Origin of the sequence: Paenibacillus sp. JDR-2 (assembly GCF_000023585.1) — a bacterium.
Classification (GTDB): domain Bacteria; phylum Bacillota; class Bacilli; order Paenibacillales; family Paenibacillaceae; genus Pristimantibacillus.
Map to the genome: position 1 here is coordinate 5,036,044 of NC_012914.1, position 22,480 is coordinate 5,058,523.

Here is a 22,480-nt window from a genome sequence, read left to right on the forward strand (position 1 = left end):
CCTTTGGAATCGTGAATTTACATTAAAAAATTGATTCAGAGAGTCACGATTCCAACAGCAACTGGAAGGAGATCCTTTTCTGTAAATCCCATCTCAGCATCAACCAAAATAAAAAGGCCGCCCCAAAGGACAGCCTTTCCACTACACTTCTATACCATTCGTCGCCAAAAGATCCTGCACCACTACGCTTACCATGATAAGCCCGGCAACAGGGGGCACAAAGGCGTTGCTCGCAGGCGGCTGCTTCGCTTTACGGATCTCCGGAGCATTCTCCGGTACGATACGCTGCGTCACATCCTCACGAGGCTTCTTGGGCAACTCGTCGGAGAAGACAACCTTCACGCCTTTCTTGATGCCATCCTTGCGCAGCTTCGTGCGTACGACGCGTGCGATTGGATCCGTATGCGTCTTCGAGATGTCCGCAACCTTGAATCTCGTTGGATCCATCTTGTTGGCCGCACCCATGCTGGAGATGATCGGAATTTTCCGCTCAAGGCATTCCTTAATCAGATGGACTTTATACGAGATGGTGTCCGAAGCATCCACGACATAATCAAGGTCATAAGCGAACAGCTGCTCATACGTCTCTTCCGTATAGAACATCCTTAGCGAGATGACATCGCATTCCGGATTAATCAGCTTAATCCGGTCGCGCATCAGATCAGCCTTCGGTTGTCCTACCGTTGTTGTGAGCGCATGAATCTGGCGGTTCACGTTTGTAATATCAACAACATCCTTATCGATCAGGATGATCCGGCCTACACCGGTCCGGGCAAGAGCCTCTGCCGCGATGGAGCCTACGCCGCCAATGCCAAGCACGGCGACGGTACTCCCTTTCATCACGCCTAGGCCTTCCGGGCCAATCGCAAGCTCGGTACGAGAAAATTGATGCAGCATAATTCGTTGCCGCCCCCTAAAAAGAATTGTCACCTAAACAGCCTTATGGCTGTTCGTGATGATTCTTACATCGAAAGCATAAGCTTAAGCTTGCTTGTTGCCTGCAGCAGCCGCTTCCGGCTTAGGCTTCAGAACAGTACGGATATGGAGCTGCTCAAGCTGCGACAGCTCGACCGGAGACGGTGCATCGCACAGCAGGTCGGTTGCGCTTGCCGTTTTCGGGAATGCAATGGTCTCACGCAGGTTCGTGCGGCCTGTCAACAGCATGACGAGACGGTCGAAGCCAAATGCGATACCGCCGTGTGGAGGCGTACCATAGTCGAAGGCGTCAAGCAGGAAGCCAAACTTCTCATGCGCTTCTTCCATGTTGAAACCAAGCGCGCCGAACATTTTCTCCTGAATATCACGCTTGTAGATACGCATCGAACCGCCGCCTACTTCGTAGCCGTTCAGAACGATATCGTAGGCTTGCGCGCGGATTTGTCCCGGATCTGTATCGAACAGGTGCAGATCTTCGTCTTTTGGACGCGTGAACGGATGGTGAACCGCTACATAGCGTTTTGCTTCTTCGTCCCACTCCAGCATAGGGAAGTCAACAACCCATACGAACTTGAACTTGGAATCGTCGATCAGACCCAGCTCACGGCCGACTTTCAGACGAAGGTTGCCAAGAACGTCAGCAACAACTTTTGCTTTGTCGGCAGAGAATGTCAGGAGGTCGCCGTCTTCAACGTTCAGACGCTCGGTCAAAGCTGCGATTTCTTCCGGCTTCAGGAATTTAACGATTGGACCTTTCCACTCGCCGTCTTTAATCGTGATCCAAGCAAGGCCTTTACCGCCATAACGGGCAGCGAACGGCTGCAGATCGTCAAGCTCTTTGCGGCTCCAGTGGCCGCAGCCTTTTGCGTTGAACGCCTTCACGACGCCGCCGCTTGCCGCAACGCTTGCGAAAACTTTAACGTCGCTTGTCGCAACGATATCGGTAATATCTTCGATTTCCATGCCGAAACGAAGGTCCGGCTTGTCGGAACCGTATTTGTTCATTGCATCCGCATAAGTAATGCGTTGGATCGGAAGCTCAACCTCTACGCCAATCGTTTCGCGGAACAGGCGGGCAATCAGCTGCTCCATCATGCCGAGCAATTGATCTTGCGTCAGGAACGAAGTCTCGATGTCGACTTGCGTGAATTCCGGTTGACGGTCCGCGCGAAGGTCTTCGTCACGGAAGCAGCGAGCGATTTGGTAGTAGCGTTCAATACCGCCAACCATCAGCAATTGCTTGAAGATTTGCGGCGATTGCGGCAATGCGAAGAATTCGCCTTCGTGAACGCGGCTTGGTACCAGGTAATCACGAGCGCCTTCCGGCGTGCTTTTCGTCAGGATTGGCGTTTCAACGTCAATAAAGCCTTCACCGTCAAGGAAATCGCGGAATACTTTTGCCGCTTTCGAACGAAGCAAGAGTGTTTTATGCATTTCAGGACGGCGCAGGTCGAGGTAACGGTATTTCAGGCGAAGCGATTCGTCCACTTCAACGCCGTCTTCGATTGGGAATGGAGGCGTTTTTGCTGCGTTGATTACTTCGATCTCCGTAACACGGATTTCGATTTCGCCCGTTGCCAGGTTTTTGTTAACTGTTTCAGCGTCACGTTCTACAACCGTCCCTTTTACAGCCAGTACGAATTCGTTACGCGCACGGTCAGCGATTGCCAAAGCTTCGCCGGAGAAATCAGGGTTAAATACGGTTTGCACGATACCCGTACGGTCGCGCAGGTCGATGAACAATACACCGCCAAGGTCACGACGGCGTTGTACCCAGCCGTTCAGTGTTACTTCTTCGCCAATGTTGGCTTTTGTCAAGGTGCCGCACTGATGAGTTTTCAGCATCATAATGGATGTAACTCCCCTTTATAATTAGTTGGATTTCAGTTCTGAAGCAAGGCTAGCTAACGCCACAACGCGCTGCTCGCCAGTCGCCATTTCCTTCAAGGCAATCTCGCCGCGTTCCAGTTCGTCATCGCCGAGAATAGCCGTATAACGGGCTTGCAGACGGTCTGCCGACTTCATCTGCGCCTTCATTTTACGACCCAGATAATCGCGTTCCGCGCGGATACCGGAGGTACGGAGCTCATAGACCAGTCTTGTTACTTCCCGGTCCGCCGCTTCGCCCAGCGCTACCACGTAAACGTCAACCTGATGCGCATTGTCCAGCTCGGCTTGTTGATGCTCAAGCAGCATAATCGTGCGCTCCAGGCCAAGTCCAAGTCCTACGCCCGGTTGATCGGGTCCGCCGATTTCGGCTACAAGTCCGTTATAACGGCCGCCGCCGCCAATCGTATCGATGGCGCCGATCCCCTCCGCTTTGTATTCGAAAGCGGTGTGAGTGTAGTAATCGAGGCCGCGAACAAGTCTAGGATTGATAGTGAATGGAATACCCATATCCGATAAGCATGTTTTTACTTTCTCGAAATGGGTCGTGCACTCCTCGTCCAGGCTGTCGAGAATCGATGGCGCAGCTTCAAAGCGAGCCTGGTCGGTCTTGCAGTCGAGTACGCGAAGCGGATTACGCTCCATGCGGGACTGACAGTCCTTGCAGAGCTGCTCGCGCATCGGCATAAGGAAAGCAAGCAGCTTCTCGCGGAAGGCTGCGCGAACCGCAGGCGTACCAACAGAGTTAATCTCTACGCGGACACCCTTCAGTCCTACCTCCGTGAAGAAGGTATAACCTAAAGCGATAACTTCCGCATCGATGGCTGGCTCCACCGATCCAAGCGCTTCGATCCCGAATTGGTGGAACTGGCGGTAACGGCCGGCCTGCTGGCGCTCATAACGGAACATCGGTCCGATATAATACAGCTTTGATACATCCGGCTCGCCGTACAATTTGTTCTCGACATACGAACGGACAACACCCGCCGTTCCTTCCGGACGAAGCGTAATGCTGCGATCGCCGCGGTCCGTGAAGGTGTACATCTCTTTCTCCACGATATCCGTCGTTTCGCCTACGCCGCGTTGGAACAGCTCCGTTGCTTCGAAGATCGGCGTACGAATTTCACGAAAATTAAAGCGTCGGCAAATATCGCGGGCTTTCTGCTCCGCATACTGCCATCGCTCAACTACTCCAGGCAAAATATCTTGTGTGCCCGGTGACTTTTGAAAAGCCATTGCAAACCCTCCTAAAAAGAATTGTCGCGTCTTTTGCGATGATTCTTGCCTCGTAAGCGTAATCCTAAAAAGAATTGTCGCGACTTTGGCGATGATTCTTGCCTCGTAAGCGTAATCCTAAAAAGAATTGTCGCGACTTTGGCGAGAATTCTTACTTCGTAAGCGTAATCCTAAAGAATTGTCGCGTCTGTACTTAATAACTCATAATCACGCAAAAAACTCCCGCCCCTAACGATACGCCGTTAAAGGCTAATCGTTAGGGACGAGAGTTGAACTCCCGTGGTGCCACCCATATTCCGGACAATCTAGTCCGCTCATTAACGGTTAACGCCCGTTACACGCAGACTGGCTATTGGCAATGATCCTGCGGATCATCCGTTCACCGTCTGTTCTCCGGAAGGTCGATTCATCCTGTCACCATAAAGACGCTTGCAGCCTTGGCGCCTCTCTCTGGGTACGTGTACGGGATTACTTTGTTCCATCAACGAATCAGAAATTTATATACTGAGACCTAATTCTAACCGTGTCGACAAAATAAGTCAATAGTCAATCACATTTCACCAGTATGCCTCTTTGCGGACAAAAAAAAACCTGCAGCCATCGTTGCAGGTCCAGAAATTATATTTTTAAAAAGGGGGTCGATATTTATTATAGGATAGGGATGTTAAAGAAGCGTTATAAACTCATTACAGTAATATTACAAAATAGTAAGCGGTTCATTTACGAACATTCGGCTTTGAAGCAAAAAAGCTGCCCGGCAAGAGCAGCCTTTCGCTTATGTTTGATTTACATGCGTCCGCCGGGCTCACGCCGGTTCGAAGGAAATGCGAAAAATTCCTCCGCCGTCTCCACCTGCTCCTCCAGCCTCGACATTACAATCGCTTCGCGGCGATCCGTATGAAGAAGTCTGCGGGAGGCCCGCTCCACGCCTTGTTCCTTGCGGGATTGATGCATAAGATAAGCTCCTTCTGCCAACAGATACTTGAGGCTGATTAAGCCATGCCTGTCTCTATTGTTGCCAGCCGGAGCCTATCTTACCCGCTATTTACTGTTTGCTGTCGATAATTAATGTCACGGGTCCCGAGTTCACGAGTGCGACATCCATCATCGCGCCGAAACGGCCTGTCTCAACAATCAAGCCTGCTGCGCGGAGCAACTCGTTGAAACGGTTGTAGAGCGGTTCCGCCAACTCCGGACGTGCGGCAGCCATAAAGTTCGGACGCCGCCCTTTTCTGCTGTCCCCGTACAACGTGAACTGCGAAATCGATAGAATCTGTCCGCCGACGTCAACAACGGAGAAATTCATTTTCTCATTCTCATCCTCGAAGATCCGCAGACCTGCTACCTTATCCGCCATCCAGCGGATGTCGTCTTCCGTATCCTCATGCGTGATTCCGACGAGAAGCACAAGACCGTTATCTATTGCCCCAACGACTTCCCCGTCGATGGTTACGCTTGCCTGCTTACTGCGCTGTACAACTACCTTCACTGCGGGTAAACCTCCAACTAGCTGTTCATAATGCGCTGAACGGAGTAAACATCCTGAACGCGTTTGATTTTCTCTACTACAGAGGATAAATGATCAATATTACGGATAAGCACGGTCATATGAATCATCGCCATTTTATTCTTCACCGAGCGGCCCGTAACCGCCGAAATATTCGTCTTGCTCTCGGACACAGCCTGCAGAACCTCATTAAGAAGTCCCGAACGGTCATGACCCGTAATCTCGATATCTACGCTATAGTTGGATTCAATCGAATCCTCCCACTCCACCTCAATGACGCGGTCCGCCTCTTCACCCTCCGAATTAAACGGAATGTTCTGGCAGTCCATCCGATGGACCGACACGCCTCTGCCGCGGGTAATGTAACCGATAATCGTGTCGCCCGGCACCGGGTTGCAGCAGCGCGCAAAACGGACCAGCAAATTGTCGATCCCTTTTACCGTTACGCCATTGGTCGGACGGTTCTTGCGGTGGCCCGGAGATTTCATCTCCTTCGGCTCGGAGGTTAGCTCGATCAGATTGGATTTCTCCGCTTCCTTGCGAAGCTTCTCCGTCAGACGCGTACAAATCTGAGCAGCCGTAATACCGCCAAAGCCGATAGCCGACATCATATCTTCAATATCGTTGAAATTGAACTTGTTCGCCACTTCCTGCAGCTTGTCATCGCTCATCCAGGCAGACGGCTCAACGCCCAAGCGCTTCAGCTCGCGCTCAAGCAGATCGCGGCCTTTGGCGACGTTCTCTTCCCGCTTCTCGCGTTTGAACCATTGACGAATCTTGCTGCGGGCATGGGACGACTGCGCAATCTTCACCCAGTCCTGGCTAGGACCGTAGGAATGCTTCGACGTTAGTATCTCGATAATGTCGCCGGTCTTCAGCTTATGGTCAAGCGGCACAATCCGTCCGTTGACCTTCGCGCCAATCGTCCGGTTGCCGACCTCCGTATGAATCCGGTATGCAAAGTCCAGCGGTACCGAGCCGGCAGGCAGCTCAATGACTTCACCGCTTGGCGTAAACACGAATACAAGATCGGCGAAAAAGTCCATCTTGAGCGATTCCATAAACTCCGAGGCATCGCGCGCTTCGTTCTGGAGCTCCATAATTTCGCGCAGCCAGGACATTTTGTCCTCGAAATTATTATTCGGCACAACAGTGCCTTCTTTGTAAGCCCAATGGGCCGCGATACCGTATTCGGAGGTGCGATGCATATCCCAGGTACGGATCTGCACTTCCGTCGGCTCCCCGTTTGGTCCGATTACCGTCGTATGCAAGGACTGGTACATGTTTGCCTTCGGCATCGCAATATAGTCCTTGAACCGTCCCGGCATCGGCTTCCACAGCGTATGAATAATGCCAAGCGTGGCATAACAGTCTTTAATATTGTCTACGATAATCCGGATAGCCATCAGATCGTAAATCTCGTTAAACTGTTTGTTCTTGACGGTCATTTTCTTGTAAATGCTGTATATATGCTTCGGACGGCCAGAGATATCCCCATCGATGCCCATCTCTTCGAGCTTCTCTTTAATCCGGCCGATTACATCGGAGATAAACAGCTCGCGCTCCGCCCGCTTCTTCTTCATCAGATTCGCGATACGGTAGTATTGCTGCGGATTCAAGTATCGCAGAGCGATATCTTCCATCTCCCATTTAATCGCGGAAATACCAAGCCGGTGAGCAATCGGGCAAAAGATTTCCAGAGTCTCGTAGGCGATGCGCCGCTGTGCTTCCTCGGACTGGAACTTCAGCGTACGCATATTATGAAGGCGGTCCGCCAGCTTAATCAGAATGACCCGGATATCCTGCGCCATCGCCAGGAACATCTTCCGGTAGTTTTCATTCTGCTGCTCTTCCTTCGAACGGAACTTGATCTTCTCAAGCTTGGTCAATCCGTCGACGAGCATTGCGCAGGTTTCGCCAAATTTCGCGCGGATGACCTCAAGGTCAACTGTTGTATCCTCAACAACGTCATGCAGTAATGCCGCGATAATCGACAGTACGTCCATCTGCATATCCACGATAATTTCGGCAACGGCAACAGGGTGAAGAATGTAAGGCTCCCCTGATTTGCGCACTTGTCCGTGGTGGGCTTGGTCCGCAAATTCATAGGCTTCCCTGATGCGTACAAGATCCTGTTCTTTTATATAGGCCGACGCCTTTTCGATTAACTGCTCTATGCCCATGAATTGTCCTTTCCGAACGCTTGACTCCGATTCGCGCATTTTCCGAGTTTTCTTAATATTATGCTGGAAGTAGGCATCCGCGTCAACCTGCATCCCTCACCAAATTTCGCGCAAGGAAGCTAAGCGGATTCGGCCGGAATGCGAATATGAACACATGTACCTTCACCTTCCGCACTCTCAATCGCCACGCCGAAATCTTTACCGTAATAAAGCTGGATCCTCTCGTGTACATTACGGATTCCGTAACCTACGCGTTCCACTCCTTCGCCGCTAAATATATGGAAAATCGTCTCTTGAGGCATGCCGTTGCCGTTGTCCGCAACGAGCAGATGGACAACCTCCCCTTCCAGATAGCCGCTCACCTGTATATCAATCTGGTCTCCGCGCCAAGCATGCTCGAGCACATTCTCGACAAAAGGCTGAACGATCAGCTTGACGGTTGCGAGATCGACAATTTCCGGGGAAATATTATAGTCGATTTGGACCCGGTCGCCGTATTTTATTTGCTGGATGTCCATATAAGCCCGGACCTGCTCGATTTCCTTGACGATTGGAATAATGGTCTGACCTTCATTCAGGGACAACCGGTAAAACTTGGCAAGGTTCATGACCATCTGATGCTGCTTTTCGACCTGCCCGAATTTGGCCAGCCGGCTGATCGAGGAGAGCGTATTATATAAAAAATGCGGATTGATCTGCGCTTGAAGCGTCTCCAGCTCCGCCTCTTTCTTTTTCAAATTTGTCGTATAGACCTCTTCAATCAAATTCTGCGTTCGTTTGCCCAACTCATTAAGCGAGGAAGCAATCGTCGTAAATTCATCGTTGCCGCTGTAATGAATCCGCCGCTGAAAGTCTCCCTGGCGGAAGGATTGAAGAACGGACATCACCTTTAATACCCGCCGTGAAAACGTTCTCGAGACAAAAGTCGCGACCAGAAGAATCAGCACGCAGCTCGCACTGCAAATGACCAACGTCAGCAGCTTGACCTTCTGCGTATCCTTCTCTAATACCGAGGATGGAACCATCGCCGTGAGACTCCAGTTCAGACCGGGAAGCGGCTGCCGGATGACGAGATAATTCTTGCTTCTCCCCTCATCCCACAATTGCTCAGTCGACTGCTCGGTTGCTCCCGAAGCATATAGAATATTTCGGCTGCCATCGGTAATAAACAGGGTGCTGCCTACGCCAATCTTGCGGGAATCTACGCTCTGGAACATATCGGACAAGTAGACGCTGATCCGCATAAAGCCGATTTCTTTCGGTTTCGCCGACTCCAGATCAACTAACCGTCTGAGCATCGATATCCGGTTATAGCGGCCGTCATCCTCAATCTGCTTCCACTCTTGCGTCTCTCCGTATTGCTCGGCCGGGTATGATTTGTACCAGGGCTTCTGCGTAATCCGGTTCAAATGAAGCAGGTCAAAGAACTTGCCCTTCATGGCAAGAGGATCGATATTTTTGGTGTCGTAATAGATTTCCGGCAATGTCTCATTGCGCAAATAAACGCTCAGCCACATGCTCCGGTTCGTCGAATCGATGGTCTGCCGGAACTTCGGAAGCAGCAGCTTGGTTGTTGCTTCATAGCTTACCCAGCCCTCCTCGTAGTGGAGCAGCTGCTTCGATAAAGTTGTATCATAATAGAGAAGATCGGATAAGCGGACCGTATCCTCCAATTTATAGACGACGTTATCTTCGATTTGCTTCAACGTCCCTTTAATGGTATTCGTCGTATTTGAACGGATCGAATCCGTCATGATGTCGCTGGCGAAATAGCCAAACAGAAAGATCGGTATAATGATCAGCATCATATAAGAGATCAGCAGCTTGATGCCAAACGGAATAAACTTGCGGGGATGATTAGTGCCTGTAAGCGGCGATTGCATCATATTAGCGATGTCTCCTGAAATCGATTGGCGTCATGCCGAAGGTCTCTTTAAACTGACGGCTGAAGTAAGGCATGTAGCGGTAACCCACCTGATCAGCCACCTCGTATATCTTCACCTTCGGATCCTTCAGCAGCTCTCCCGCCCTCTCCATCCGCATCGTAATGACATATTCGCTGAAGCCCACACCCATCTCTTCCTTGAACATCAGACCCAGATAGTTCGGGGAAAAAGCAAACCGTTCCGCCACTTCTTTCAGCGTAAGGGAACGGTTCAGATGCTCCTTCATATAAGCGGTGACTTCTTGAATGAGCTTCGTATGCTTGCCAGGTTCAACAGAAACGTTCTCCGGCAGCTGCTGATAACGGGGAGCCGTACGCCTGGCAGCCTCCCGCCATTGTCTTTCTTCCTCTTGCTTTCTTGTTACTTCATCCAGCTCTTTGGTTACATGAACCAGCGCATCGACCAGCTCGGAGTCGTCCATCGGCTTCAATACATAGCTGTATGCCCGAAGGGACAAGGCTTGCTTGACGTAATGGAAATCCTGATACCCGCTTACGAAAATCACTCTAAGACCCAAGCAGCTTTCGGTCTCCTGCGCCTTACGGGCGAGCTCCAGTCCGGACATGCTGGGCATATGTACATCCGTAACGAGAATATCAATCTTCCCGCCCTTTAACACCTCATAAGCATCAAAGCCATTGTTGACGGCAGCCACAACTTCAAGGCCAAGCTCTGTCCAGGGAATAAACAAACGCATGCCTTCCAGATCAAGCACTTCATCATCTGCAATCAATACCTTATACATGAGGCATCTCCTCCCGTTCGCGCAGAGTGGTTAAGCCGTGAAACGGCAGAACCGCCCCTATGCATAGGGACGGCGCTGACCGCTTGACCAAATTATACTCCAGCATTAGCCTGGATGTTAATTGCCTTTCATGCTTTTCACATTTTCCTGCCATCTAGCTGTTTTGTAAGCAAGCAGCTTGTCATAGCCAATCGCTTCGGCATCCTTCTGCGCTTTATCGAGGATCGCAAGAACTTCTTCGTCGCTCTTCGCGTACAGCGCTTTTGCTCTTGCTTCCTTGTACAGCTCCTCAAAGGTTTGAGCGATAATGCCTTCCTCGGAATCCGGTGCAGGCGCAAGATTAATGAATTCCGTAGCGTTCTTCTGCGTTTTCCACGTAATCGCATTTTGCCAGCGCGCTTCCCAGGACTGCTGCTCTTCAGGCAAGGTCAGCTCGAACTTCATTTTGGATGTATCGATAAAGACGGTATTGCCGTTCCATTGGAAGTTAACCGTTGCATCCATCATTTTCGTGCGGCCTTCTACGTCGGAGGTGTATGCATCCGTAAAGATTGGAGAACCGTCTGCATCCGTGCCTTTCCAGTAGATGCCTTCAGGGCCCCAGAACAAGGTACGCGTGCCTTCGGGACCTGTCAGATAATCGAGGAATGCAAAAATTTTCTCCGGATCTTTAGCCGATTTGGTAATAACGCTTACGTTCCAGCCCAGCTGCGTGTAAGTGCCTGCCCAAATTTTATTCTTATCGAGTCCTGCTTTATGAATCGGCCATACCATCATGTAACCGGAATTCGGATCCTTCTTCTTCAGCTCGGCGTCGCCAACCGCTCCGTATTCCGTAGGGCTCGCGCCGGCAAATACCGCTGCCGTGCCGTTATAGGCCTGCTCCTTCACTTGATCCTTCGTTTGCGTCAGAGAATCGGGGGACATCAGCTTCTCGCGGAACAGCTTGCTCGCGAACTGCATCGACTCGCGGAAGACCGGATCAAGGAACAGCGAAGTGAGCTTATCGCCGCTTGGCACGGCACGGTTCGAAACATACGCCGGCGAGTAATCCTCTCCGAAGGCCGAATACAACACGTCAAGTCCTTGGCCGTCAATCGCCAAATCCGGGTTAAACGGCGTTACGTTCGGATATTTCTCTTTAACCATTTTCAGATAGTTGTAGAAATCATCCGTTGTTTCGAGTGCCGGCTTGCCGAGCTCCTCGTAGATCTTCTTATTTAAAAGGTAGCCGGCGTTGCCGTTAGGCTGGGACGTATACCAGTTCGGGAACTGATAGATCTTGCCGTCCTTCGAACGCAGCATATTGATCGCCTCTTCGCCAACCCATTTCTTGAAGTTCGGATATTTATCGAGATAATCGTCGTAAGGAACCAGCATGCCCGCTTCGCGCAGCTTCTCTACGTCCGCTCCGCGGTCCATCCAGATGACATCCGGAAGGTCTCCCGAAGCAATCATGGTGTTCAGCTTCTGTGCGGCATTGCCGCCCGATTGAACCGGTGTAATATCTACCTTCATATTGTCCTTTATCCATTTGGTTGCCTCATCCCCGCCCCAGGCAGGCATGGAATACCAGTCGTAATGCCCGTAAAAAGAGAACTTCAGCGGCTCGCTGCCAAGCTTCCATGCTCCCGAATCGCCAGCCGTGTTCGCGGGCGACGCGCTATCAGCCGGCTTCTGGCTGCTTGTTGCAGCCGGTTCGTTATTTGTCTTGTTCCCGTTACCGCTGGAGCATCCCGTCATTGCCAAAGTGATAGCCATTACGCTTGCTAGTCCAATCGTTGCCGATTTCCTCCATCTGATCATCTTCATAATACCCCTCTCTCCCCATGCTTTTAATTATGTTCAGCGGAAGCGGATTTGTCGATCCATGCTGCCGGGCAAGCCGTATCCGTTTCACGTTGAAAACGCTGGTTGGACTTACGCTCCCTATTCCTTCAAAGAGCCTACCAATACCCCTTTTACGAAATATTTCTGCACGAACGGATACACGGCGATAATCGGAATGGTGGCCACCATCATCGTAGCCATCGAAAGCGACTTGCTGGTCACGCTTTTCATCGAGCTGAGCCTGCTCTGTGAAGCGGAGTCCAGCTGCGAGAACTGCTCGCTCATAATATTGGAATTCAGAATCTGCTGAAGCATCGTCTGAATGGGAATAAGCTTTTCCTTCGTAATATAGAGACTTGGGTAAAACCAGTCGTTCCAGTGGCCAACTGCCGTGAATAAGGCAAGCGTAGCGATAACGGGACCGGATAGCGGCAGAATGATACGGAAGAACGTTGCCCAGTAGCCGCATCCGTCTATTTGCGCCGATTCCTCGAGACCTTTCGGCAGTCCCTGGAAGAAGGTCCGGAATATAATCATGTTCCATACGCTGATCAAACCCGGAATGATAAAGACAAGAAAGTTATCCATCAAGCCAAGACCGCGGATCAGCAGAAACGTCGGGATAATGCCGCCGCTGAAGTAGAGCGTAACAATGCAGGCAATCATATAAAACTTGCGGCCGATCAGCTCGCGTTTGGTCATGCCGTAAGCGAATACGGCGGTAAACAGAATAGAGCAGAGCGTACCGATCACCGTCCGCATGACGGAGATATAAAATCCGTTAATGATCCGTTTATCCTGAAAGACGATTTCGTAATTGTCGACCGTAAACGCCCTCGGCCAGAAGGTGACGCCGCCAAGCGCCGTATCCATTCCTTTGTTAAGCGAGATAACCGCGGCGTTCCAGAATGGATAAAAGGTGAAAAAGGCGATAACGGTCAGGCAGATATAGACGAAGATCGATAAGCTTTTATCGCTTAAGCTGGATTTGATTCTCATACGCGGGCGGTCCTCCTTATGCGAATATGTGCTTGCCTTACCATAAGCTGTTCCCGGTTCTTCTTGCCAGCAGATTGGCAAAGGTGAGCAAACCAACGCTGATGACTGCCTTGAACAAGCCAACTGCCGTCGCATAGGAGAAGCGTTGTCCCGTTATCCCCGTTCTGTACACGTAAGTATCAAGCACATCCGACACTTCTCTTAGAACGGGATTCACGCCGAGAAGGAGCAGATCCTCAAAGCCTGCGCTAAGCAGATTGCCGATTGCGAGAATAAGGAAGATGATGACGACCGGCATGATCGTTGGAATCGTAATCATAAATATTTGCTTGAACCGGCTTGCTCCGTCGATGGAAGCCGCTTCGTACATGTTTGGGTCGATTCCGGCAATCGCGGCCAGGTAGACGATGGAGCTGAAGCCGATTTCTTTCCAGACTCCCGTCGTTACGATAATCGTCCAGAAGTATTCCGGAATGGACAGGAAGCTGATCGGTTCTTTGATGAGATGCACGGATTGGAGCAGGATATTCAGACTGCCGTTCTCCACCGACAGGATCGACATCGCAAAACCCGACACGATAACCCATGATAGGAAATGCGGCAAATAGCTCACCGTCTGTACAACGCGCTTGAAATACATGTTTTTTACTTCGTTCAGCATAAGCGCCAGAATGATTGGCGCCGGGAAGCCGAATAACAGCTTCAATACGCTGATGATGATCGTATTTCGCATCACCCGCTCAAACTCAGGTGCATGGAAGAACATTTCGAAATGCTTAAGCCCCGCCCAAGGGCTATCCAAAAAACCTTTAAAGATGCTGTAATCCTGGAAAGCGGTTAGTACGCCGTACATCGGTATGTAACTAAACACAAAAATAAGCAGAAGTGCCGGAATAACCATCAACTGCAAATCCCACTGCTTAAGGAACCGGACAAGCTTGGATTTGCGCCTTAGCGCTTGTTGTTTCTCTGCAACGGCTACGGTGATCTCTGTCATTCGTTGTCCCCCTTAAAAAGAATGGCAACAAGTTTTGGGTTGCGATTCTTACTTCGTAAGCTTCGGTTGGAAGCAACTGCCTTGTTTTTATTTTAGAATCAGAGAGGGTTCGTTACTATTTGCCAGACCAACGAAAAATGATACATTTCAATTGATTAATGTTATTTTTCATAACACCTCATTCCGATGTATGCGGTTGCATTTCGGACTCGAAAAATGAATCCGTTTCCACCTGACATTCCCTGAAAGGTGTATGAAAACAAAAAAACTGCCCCTTTCGCGTACGCGTCAGGGACAGTTTAGGTTAGTATTTAGTCTTAGTATGTTACGAGAGAGAATACTTCCACGCCTTCCAGCTTCTCGCGGCCGGTCAGGTAGGACAGTTCAATCAGGAATGCAGCGCCAACCACTTCGCCGCCCAGTTGGCGGACAAGGTTCATCGATGTTGCGATTGTACCGCCTGTAGCAAGCAGGTCATCCGCAATAAGTACGCGCTGACCGGGAGAAATCGCGTCTTTATGCATTGCCAGGCTGTCATTGCCGTATTCCAGGTCGTAGCTGGCCTGAATCGTCTCGCCAGGTAGCTTGCCGCTTTTGCGGATTGGCGCAAAGCCAACGCCAAGCGTTGTAGCAAGCGGAGCGCCAATGACAAAGCCGCGTGCTTCCGGTCCGGCAATAATGTCGATTTTCAGATGTTCAACCGCTTTACGGATATCCTCGATAGCTGCGCGGTATACGTCGCCATCCTTCAGAAGGGTTGTAATATCTTTGAACCTAATGCCTGGTTGCGGAAAATCGGGAATCACCCGGATGTAGTCTTTGAAATTAATTTCACTCATTCTATTGTTCAATCCTTTCTCTACTTCCCATATCAATTATGCCATTACTTCGTTTGGAACATACGGCGAACGCAGCCTTTCGGCTTCGCGTTTTGCCTCTTGATACCTCTGAGAGGTACCAAGATCACGCTTTTGCGGTGCCTCAGCAACAATAAAATGAGTGCCGTCTACCGCAATAAAGCCAAGCTCGAGGAATACCTCCAACATGACGGTTATCATCTGCTCCGGCCAGCCGCATTGCCCGGACAGATAGGCTTCGATTCCTTTTACCGGAATGCGTTGTTTTCTTCTAAGCAGCTGGTATACCTGTCCGAAGTGCTCCCGTTCAGGGAATCTGGCAAGCGCTCCTCCGAAATACAGATCATGAATATGCAGCTGAGCTTTGCGCTGGCCGTTCCATTCGTTAATCGACAGCTCGCCAACGAGATCAACAGGCAGACCGGACTGCAGCTGATTCGACAGCTCTCCCAATCCGAATCCAACCGCATCCAGCGAAGTACGCCCGCTGCGGAGCGACAGCTTCAAATGTCTGGCATCCTTGCCCATCGTTCGGTAGTCAGACAGCTCGGCGGATTGAAGCAGCAGCCTAGGTGACGGATTGCCCGCTCCAAACGGCTCAAGCAGAGCAAGCTGTCCTATCGTATGGACACTTGCGTCACCAACCGAACAGACTAGATCAATAGCCGTCTTGGGAATCCAATCCTGCTCCGTCAGCCACTCCATCGCCAACTCGCCTAGCTTCTCTTCAAATGCGGGCAGTTGGTCTCGGCGAAGACTCATGCCGGCCGCCGCCTGATGACCGCCGTAATGGTCCAGCAGCTCGTCACATTCGGTTAACGCGGCATGAAGATCATAACCTTCAATGGATCTGGCCGAACCCTTGCACATCCCGCTGTCCGGATCGATGCCAAGGACAATAACCGGCTTGTAATAACGCTCCAGAATCTTGGAAGCAACAATTCCTATTACCCCAACATTCCAGCCTTCGCCAGCAAGAACGATGACGGCAGGCTCTGGTCTGCCAGCCGCCCGTGCAGCGTCCCTTTTCCCCTGCCACTGCAGTTCGGCTTCCTTCACAATCCCGTCTACGATTCGTTGTCTTTCCTTGTTAAGCACGTCCAGGGAAGATGCTGCCCGGATGGCCTCATCGTAATCGCCGGTCGTCAGCAGCTCTACCGCACGTTTCGCATGATCCAACCGGCCCGCAGCATTAATGCGCGGCGCCATGCCGAAGGCAACGGTCGTGGACGTCACTTGATCCAGCTCTATGCCGCATGCTTCCGATAATGCCCGGAAACCGGTATTGTCCGTATTTTGCAGCCTAGCGAGTCCAGCCCGGACCAATACCCGGTTCTCATCCGTGAGCGGCATGATGTCTGCAATCGTGCCAAGGCTGACAATATCCGTCCATTCCATTGGCGCACGACCCATAAGAGCCGTCGCTAACTTGAAGGCTACGCCAACACCAGCCAAGCCTTTGAACGGATAAGGACAATCCTCCCGCTTCGGATTAACGACGGCAACCGCATCCGGAATCCTCTCCGGCGGTTCATGATGATCGGTTACGACGATATCAATGCCCAGCGACTTCGCATATTCTACCTGCTCGTAAGCGCTGATGCCCGTGTCAACCGTAACGATAAGACGGACGCCGTCCGCTGCGGCTATATCGATCGCCCCGGTATTCAGGCCATAGCCTTCCGAGGCGCGATGCGGAATATAATAGTCAAAGGTATAACCTAGCTCTCGGAATACATGGATGAGCAGCGATGTACTGGATACACCGTCAGCATCATAATCCCCATAAATCCGAATGAATTCACCATTATCTGCCGCCTGCCGAATCCGGGCTACGGCTTCCGTCATCCCAATCAGCAGGTACGGATCATGCAGCCGGTCTTCCCCTCCCCGCAGGAAGGTCTCTGCCGCTTCCTTATCCTTATAGCCTCTCTGGACAAGAAGCTTGGCAACAAGAGGAGGAATTCCGAGCTGTGCCGACAACTGTTCCGCCTGCTGCTCATCCTCTTTATTCCAAGGCGCCAAATTCCAGCGTGTTTTTGCCTGTATCACGCTAAAGTTTCAACCCCTTTCCATTCTATTGCAGAAGCGTTGGCATTTGCTCCTGGTTCGGGTCATGATTCGATTTGTAGGGATAACCAGGATCATAAGGCTCCACATGGATCGTTACGTCCGTAACATGGCCGAACCGGGTAAGCAGCAGCTGCTTAGTCCGCTTTGCAATTTCATGACCTTCCAATACGGAGATACGCGGATTTACACTGATCACAATATCAGCAACAACATAATGCCCTTGTTCCTTGGCCTGAATCGATTCCACGGTAATAACCCCTTCTACACGCTGAATAAGCTGCATCAGTATTTCCGTGTCCTCGCTTTGGATCTCAGCCTTTGCATCTTTTCTTACGAATCCGGCTATCGTACGATATCCGCTTAACATGACAATGACCGCAATCACAATTGCAGCCGCAGGATCCAGATAATACAGAGCCGGCAGCGCCGCAGCCTTCCCAAGCATTGCTCCCCCCGCTCCAACAAGCGCCGCGAGCGAGCAATACAAGCTTGAGCCACGTTCCTTCTGGGAGAAGAACATCTCCCTTACAAGCAAACTAAGGAGAATTGCGGCAAGCGCGGTCCAGTGCGGCGGATTATCGACCCCTTCCGCAATGGAACGTATGGCGGAAATGCCTATCTCCAGGCTCGTAATCAGAAAAAACACGGCCAGGAAAACATTCGTCAGGGTTTCTGTCCGCAGCACCGCAGCATTTTTCTTGCTTCCGCCCTGTTTACCGGACAACAAAGCAAAAGCGGCGGCACATTCTGCCGCCGTACGGAAGGCATCGGCGAGCAGCGATTTGCTGCCCGCGAGTCCGCCTACTATGCCTTTAAACAACGCCAGCGCCGCAGTTCCCCATAAGCCCGCCTGTTCAGCCGGCTTTGCCTTCGCATATCGTTGTTCAGTTGACATTTATGCCTCCAGCGTGGAATGGACCGCTGGTGATGGAACAATCCCAGCTCCCATTCCACTTTTTCATAGAGTATTTTTCTATATTTGACGTTAATGCTTAAACCGCTTTTTTAGCCGCTGCTTTTGTAGATGGCTTTTGCTTGCTCTTCATAACCATCCACAGCGGAGCTGCGATACAGATCGAAGAGTAAGCGCCGCTTGCAAGACCAATCATCTTCGCGAGAGCGAACAGCTTGATCGATTCGCTGCCGAAGATAAAGAGACACGTAGCGATAATGAGAACGGCGAGTACCGTGTAGATGTTACGCGCCATGGTTTGCCACAAGCTTTGGTTAACAAGGTCGCCAATTTGGTCCGCATTTTTCGTTTTGGAAAAACGAAGATTTTCGCGGATCCGGTCAAAGATAACGATCTTATCGTTAATCGAGTAACCAATCGTTGTCAGTACAGCCGCGATAAACGGCAGATCAACCTGCAGACGGAAAATCGAGAACATGGTAATAACGACAAAGGCATCATACAAAATCGCAATGTTGGCTGCAAGCGCCATACGCCATTCGAAACGAATCATCACATAGAGCATAATGGCTACGCTCGCGATAATAACCGCATAAATCGCTTTAACGCCTAGCTCCTGCGCGATATCCGGCGATACAACGTTTACCTCCGAAGATACATTATCACCGTATTTTGCTTTAAAAGCATCCTCGATGACCTGTACCTTCGACTGTTCCAGAACATCGTCGAAACGGGCCGAGACCCGGTCGCCGTTTGTGCCTCCAACCGTAGGCGTAATATCGGAATAACCCGACTGGGACAAAATATCTTTGGCTTCCTCTTGGCTGATTTTCTTCCCAACGAGAATATCCATGTTTGTACCGGCCTTGAAGTCGACCCCAAAGTTCAAATGGAAGATGCTGACCATCAAGATGCCGACAATCGTCAAAATAGCCGAGAACATAAAGAATTTGTTGCGATGTTTAATAAAGTCGAACCGAACCTTTGCATTATAGAGCACGGATTTCTGCCTCCTTCACGCCGTAGTAGCCAGGTTTAGTAAAGAGGTTACTGCGGACCAGCAAGTGAATCAGCAGACGCGCCAAGAAGATGTTGGTCACGATACTTACGAGAATACTGAAGATCATCGTCAAGGCAAAGCCGCGGATTGCGCCGTTACCGATAAAGTACAATACGACGCAAGAGATGATATTCGTTACGTTCGCGTCCATAATGGTACGGAACGAGTTTTTCGAACCGGCCTTCAGGGAAGACAGCAAGCTCTTGCCGCTGCGAATCTCTTCCTTGATCCGCTCGTACATAATGATATTGGCGTCAACCGCCATGCCTATCCCGAGTACAAACGCCGCGATACCCGGTAAGGTTAGCGTAGCGTTCATTAGCTCAAACACGACAACGAGCAGCCAAGTGTAGGAAATAACCGTAATACCGGCTACAAAACCGGGAACACGGAACAAGGCGATCAGCAAAATCAAAATGATGACTGTGCCGATAATACCTGCGCCTACCGTATCTTCAAGCGATTTTTGACCAAGCTTCGCGCCTACGCTTTGCGTGTAGATCTCGGTCAGCTTCAGCGGCAAAGCACCAAGGTTGATCGTATCTTTCAGCTTGTTCGCTTCATCAAGGGAATAATTACCCGAGATTTGTGCCGAACCGCCTGTAATCGGATAGTTAACGCTAGGGCTGGAAAGCAATTCATCATCCAAATAAATCGACAATGTTTTGCCGGTCAGCTTTGTTGTTACATCTTCGAATTTTTTCGCGTCTTTCAGTTTAATGGTGATCATCGGGTTGCCCAATTGGTCAAACTCGACTTTCGCACCATTTTGCACGAAATCATTGCCTTGCAGCTCAACGGTGCCGTCAGGACCGCGGAATGTCAGATTAACCGGCTTTTTCAGCATTTCTCTGATTGCCGTTTCATCCGTAACACCGGGAATTTTCACACGGATCCGGTTGCTGCCTTCACGAGTGATTTCAGGCTCCGTCGTACCCGTGGAGTCAATTCGCTGCTCCAGGCTATGCGCCGTTTCTTTGAGCGACTCAGACGTTACCTGTTCGCCGCCTTCAAGTGGCGAGGCTTCGTACAATACCTCGAATCCGCCTTTCAAGTCAAGACCGAGCCGGATATCTTTGACAAGAGCCGGGCTCGTCCATGCGATTGCGCCAAACATGATGACAACGACCGCAAGGAAGGCAGTTAATCTCTTCCAGTTCATACGTACATAGTCCCCCTTAAGATCTCAATATTCCTATTATACTTAGGTTGTACTTGCGTGTAAAATTGCACGAAAAAAAAAGAAAACCCTTCCGTTAGAAATGGTTTCCCCGAAAAGCGCTCAGCGTCATAAAATTCATAAATTTTGTCACTTTTAAGGACAAGATATCGTTTACGATCTGATGAAGCTCCGGCTGACCGGTCTTGTTATACTTCTCGCTTACGCATTCCCAAATCTCTTTTCCCGTTACATGTTCATATCCGATGAGATGAAATTCTTCCGCCTTGCTGTTGCACAGCTGTTCAATCGCGCTGTTCAGATCCTCATCTCCCACGGCTGTCTCCTCCTTCTGGCCTTGCAAATGTCCTATCCCCATAGTGGTAACTGTCCTCCTACCTATTCGCTACTGCTTGTCGATTTTCCTGCTGAATCTTTTGAATTGATAAAATTGGATGATTCATGATTCGGACATGCCGCGCATAAAGATGTACGGATACAGTAGGTGGGATTATTGAAGAGATGAGGGCGACGAATGACGAAGCAAACGTTTATAAAAGGGGCTATGATTCTGCTGGCCGCCGGCATCATTAACCGGCTGCTCGGCTTTGTTCCGCGTATTGCTCTCCCTAGAATCATCGGAGCGGAAGGCGTCGGGCTGTACCAGCTTAGTTACCCGTTCCTGACCGTTATGCTGACCGTTATAACAGGCGGCATTCCGCTGGCCATTACCAAATGGACAGCGGAGGCCGTATCCCGCGGCGACTCTACGCGGGTCAAACAAATTTTCCGGACCGCAATGGGCCTTACAATTGTACTAGCTATCGTGATGACAGCAGTGCTGCTTCTCTTCGCGAAATGGATTACAACCCATCTGCTAACCGACTCCAGAGTCTATCAGACGTTTATCGTAATGACGCCTCTGATGCTTATCATAGGAGTTTCCTCGGTCTATCGGGGATATTTCCAAGGCATGCAAAATATGATACCGTCCGCTGCCTCGCAAATCATTGAGACCATCATCCGCATAATCGGCTCCCTTGCCTTTGCTTCCATGCTGCTTCCGAGGGGGATCGAATGGGCTGCGGCCGGCGCCATGCTTGGGGTTGTAGCGGGCGAGATTGGTGCTCTTGCCGTACTGCTCTGGACGTATAGGAAAGAACGCAGGAAGCAAAAGCCCGCTCCGGAAGACGGTACAAACGCTTCACCGCTCGATAAAAACACGCCTGTGCTACGCCGCCTGTTGGGATTGTCCATTCCCGTAACAGGCAGCCGGATGGTGGGCTCCTTGTCTTATTTGCTGGAATCGATACTGACCGCCCGAAGCCTTGCGGCCGCGGGAATTGCAACCCGTGCCGCTACTGCTCAATACGGCGCTCTGCAAGGGATGATCATTCCGCTGCTGCTATTGCCAACCGCCCTAACCTTTTCACTTGCTTCCTCCCTCGTTCCTTCTTTGTCTGAAGCAGCCGCTAAGGGAGATAAAGGAACAATCCATATCCGAATGCATCAATCGATGCGGCTTGCTCTTGTAGCAGGGGCTCCGTTTGTTGTTGTGATGTGGCTGTTTGCGGAACCGATCTGCCGCCTGCTTTACAATCAAGCAGACATCGCTCCGATGCTTCAGTTGATAGCTCCAATCGGCATATTCATTTATTTGCAGGCTCCCCTTCAAGCGGCTCTTCAAGCATTGAACAAGCCCGGTACCGCGCTTATGAATACCTTTATCGGGGCTGCCGTCAAACTTGTTCTGATCGTTATGCTCGCCTCAAAGCCCGAGCTTGGCATATACGGCGCGCTTATTGCCATTAACGTCAATATCGTGCTCGTTACGGTCCTCCATGGCATCAGCGTATTACGCTTTATTGGCTTCCATATGCAAGTGCTGGATTTTGTAAAGGTTGGGGCAGCCATGGTCATAATGGGCGCCGCCGCCAGATGGATGATGAACACCAAGCCATTATCGCTGGAGTGGATTAATCTGATCCTCGCCTGCATGATCAGCGTAATCCTGTATCTGCTTTTAATGGTCTGGATGAAAATAATCGACCGCTACGATATCGCCCGCATTCCGGTATTGGGACAATGGTTCAAATGAGAAACACCCGCATGAAAAAAGCCGCGCTTCCTTGCCGGAAGAGAACCCCTGTTT

Annotated in this window: 18 protein-coding genes; 1 reads left to right on the top strand and 17 read right to left on the bottom strand. The window is 50.7% G+C overall.

What is annotated here, in order from left to right:
- Positions 1–141: 141 nt before the first annotated feature.
- From PJDR2_RS22035 to PJDR2_RS22105, 17 genes are all read right to left on the bottom strand, one after another.
- On the bottom strand, positions 142–897 hold the full coding sequence (locus PJDR2_RS22035; protein WP_015845935.1) for a ThiF family adenylyltransferase: 756 nt from the start codon (positions 895–897) through the stop codon (positions 142–144).
- Between the two features lie 84 nt (positions 898–981).
- On the bottom strand, positions 982–2,784 hold the full coding sequence (gene aspS, locus PJDR2_RS22040; RefSeq protein ID WP_015845936.1) for an aspartate--tRNA ligase: 1,803 nt from the start codon (positions 2,782–2,784) through the stop codon (positions 982–984).
- A gap of 24 nt (positions 2,785–2,808) precedes the next feature.
- Entirely contained in the window at positions 2,809–4,059 is a 1,251-nt protein-coding gene (gene hisS / locus PJDR2_RS22045) for a histidine--tRNA ligase (RefSeq protein ID WP_015845937.1), read from the bottom strand.
- A 786-nt stretch (positions 4,060–4,845) separates the two neighbouring features.
- Positions 4,846–5,013 (bottom strand): hypothetical protein, encoded by a 168-nt coding sequence (locus PJDR2_RS33260; protein ID WP_015845938.1) that lies wholly within the window; start codon positions 5,011–5,013, stop codon positions 4,846–4,848.
- Between the two features lie 91 nt (positions 5,014–5,104).
- The gene (gene dtd, locus PJDR2_RS22050) at positions 5,105–5,548 is read right to left on the bottom strand and encodes a D-aminoacyl-tRNA deacylase (protein WP_015845939.1); all 444 of its coding nucleotides are present in this window, start codon (positions 5,546–5,548) and stop codon (positions 5,105–5,107) included.
- A gap of 17 nt (positions 5,549–5,565) precedes the next feature.
- Positions 5,566–7,749, bottom strand: a complete 2,184-nt coding sequence (locus tag PJDR2_RS22055; RefSeq protein ID WP_015845940.1) for a RelA/SpoT family protein — start codon at positions 7,747–7,749, stop codon at positions 5,566–5,568.
- A gap of 119 nt (positions 7,750–7,868) precedes the next feature.
- Complete coding sequence (locus PJDR2_RS22060; protein ID WP_015845941.1) at positions 7,869–9,635, bottom strand: sensor histidine kinase; 1,767 nt, start codon at positions 9,633–9,635, stop codon at positions 7,869–7,871.
- Between the two features lies 1 nt (position 9,636).
- On the bottom strand, positions 9,637–10,440 hold the full coding sequence (locus tag PJDR2_RS22065) for a response regulator transcription factor (RefSeq protein ID WP_015845942.1): 804 nt from the start codon (positions 10,438–10,440) through the stop codon (positions 9,637–9,639).
- A gap of 117 nt (positions 10,441–10,557) precedes the next feature.
- Positions 10,558–12,246 carry an extracellular solute-binding protein gene (locus PJDR2_RS22070; protein WP_041614550.1) on the bottom strand — a complete coding sequence of 563 codons (1,689 nt, stop codon included), beginning with the start codon at positions 12,244–12,246 and terminating at the stop codon, positions 10,558–10,560.
- 123 nt (positions 12,247–12,369) lie between these two features.
- A complete protein-coding gene (locus PJDR2_RS22075; RefSeq protein WP_015845944.1) occupies positions 12,370–13,269 on the bottom strand; it encodes a carbohydrate ABC transporter permease in 900 nt (299 codons plus the stop codon).
- Positions 13,270–13,306: 37 nt separating this feature from the next.
- A complete protein-coding gene (locus PJDR2_RS22080; protein ID WP_015845945.1) occupies positions 13,307–14,266 on the bottom strand; it encodes an ABC transporter permease in 960 nt (319 codons plus the stop codon).
- Positions 14,267–14,583: 317 nt separating this feature from the next.
- On the bottom strand, positions 14,584–15,096 hold the full coding sequence (locus PJDR2_RS22085) for an adenine phosphoribosyltransferase (protein ID WP_041614551.1): 513 nt from the start codon (positions 15,094–15,096) through the stop codon (positions 14,584–14,586).
- A 45-nt stretch (positions 15,097–15,141) separates the two neighbouring features.
- On the bottom strand, positions 15,142–17,175 hold the full coding sequence (gene recJ, locus PJDR2_RS22090) for a single-stranded-DNA-specific exonuclease RecJ (protein WP_015845947.1): 2,034 nt from the start codon (positions 17,173–17,175) through the stop codon (positions 15,142–15,144).
- Positions 17,176–17,200: 25 nt separating this feature from the next.
- Complete coding sequence (locus tag PJDR2_RS22095) at positions 17,201–18,091, bottom strand: cation diffusion facilitator family transporter (protein WP_015845948.1); 891 nt, start codon at positions 18,089–18,091, stop codon at positions 17,201–17,203.
- Between the two features lie 97 nt (positions 18,092–18,188).
- A complete protein-coding gene (gene secF / locus PJDR2_RS32530; protein ID WP_015845949.1) occupies positions 18,189–19,109 on the bottom strand; it encodes a protein translocase subunit SecF in 921 nt (306 codons plus the stop codon).
- Complete coding sequence (gene secD, locus PJDR2_RS32535) at positions 19,099–20,331, bottom strand: protein translocase subunit SecD (protein WP_015845950.1); 1,233 nt, start codon at positions 20,329–20,331, stop codon at positions 19,099–19,101. Before secD ends, secF begins: the two co-directional genes overlap by 11 nt.
- 94 nt (positions 20,332–20,425) lie before the next feature.
- Positions 20,426–20,707: a post-transcriptional regulator gene (locus PJDR2_RS22105; RefSeq protein WP_015845951.1), complete on the bottom strand. Its 282-nt coding sequence runs from the start codon at positions 20,705–20,707 to the stop codon at positions 20,426–20,428.
- A 156-nt stretch (positions 20,708–20,863) separates the two neighbouring features.
- Between PJDR2_RS22105 and spoVB the strand changes: the two genes are divergently transcribed.
- On the top strand, positions 20,864–22,426 hold the full coding sequence (gene spoVB / locus PJDR2_RS22110; protein ID WP_015845952.1) for a stage V sporulation protein B: 1,563 nt from the start codon (positions 20,864–20,866) through the stop codon (positions 22,424–22,426).
- Positions 22,427–22,480 lie beyond the last annotated feature (54 nt).

Excerpts from the sequence above, each read along its gene's own strand:
- PJDR2_RS22035 (WP_015845935.1), bottom strand. The coding sequence starts at position 897 with ATGCTGCATCAATTTTCTCGTACCGAGCTTGCGATTGGCCCGGAAGGC.
- aspS (WP_015845936.1), bottom strand. The coding sequence starts at position 2,784 with ATGATGCTGAAAACTCATCAGTGCGGCACCTTGACAAAAGCCAACATT.
- hisS (WP_015845937.1), bottom strand. The coding sequence starts at position 4,059 with ATGGCTTTTCAAAAGTCACCGGGCACACAAGATATTTTGCCTGGAGTA.
- PJDR2_RS33260 (WP_015845938.1), bottom strand. The coding sequence starts at position 5,013 with ATGCATCAATCCCGCAAGGAACAAGGCGTGGAGCGGGCCTCCCGCAGA.
- PJDR2_RS22055 (WP_015845940.1), bottom strand. The coding sequence starts at position 7,749 with ATGGGCATAGAGCAGTTAATCGAAAAGGCGTCGGCCTATATAAAAGAA.
- PJDR2_RS22060 (WP_015845941.1), bottom strand. The coding sequence starts at position 9,635 with ATGATGCAATCGCCGCTTACAGGCACTAATCATCCCCGCAAGTTTATT.
- PJDR2_RS22065 (WP_015845942.1), bottom strand. The coding sequence starts at position 10,440 with ATGTATAAGGTATTGATTGCAGATGATGAAGTGCTTGATCTGGAAGGC.
- PJDR2_RS22070 (WP_041614550.1), bottom strand. The coding sequence starts at position 12,246 with ATGATCAGATGGAGGAAATCGGCAACGATTGGACTAGCAAGCGTAATG.
- PJDR2_RS22075 (WP_015845944.1), bottom strand. The coding sequence starts at position 13,269 with ATGAGAATCAAATCCAGCTTAAGCGATAAAAGCTTATCGATCTTCGTC.
- PJDR2_RS22080 (WP_015845945.1), bottom strand. The coding sequence starts at position 14,266 with ATGACAGAGATCACCGTAGCCGTTGCAGAGAAACAACAAGCGCTAAGG.
- PJDR2_RS22095 (WP_015845948.1), bottom strand. The coding sequence starts at position 18,091 with ATGTCAACTGAACAACGATATGCGAAGGCAAAGCCGGCTGAACAGGCG.
- secD (WP_015845950.1), bottom strand. The coding sequence starts at position 20,331 with ATGAACTGGAAGAGATTAACTGCCTTCCTTGCGGTCGTTGTCATCATG.
- PJDR2_RS22105 (WP_015845951.1), bottom strand. The coding sequence starts at position 20,707 with ATGGGGATAGGACATTTGCAAGGCCAGAAGGAGGAGACAGCCGTGGGA.
- spoVB (WP_015845952.1), top strand. The coding sequence starts at position 20,864 with ATGACGAAGCAAACGTTTATAAAAGGGGCTATGATTCTGCTGGCCGCC.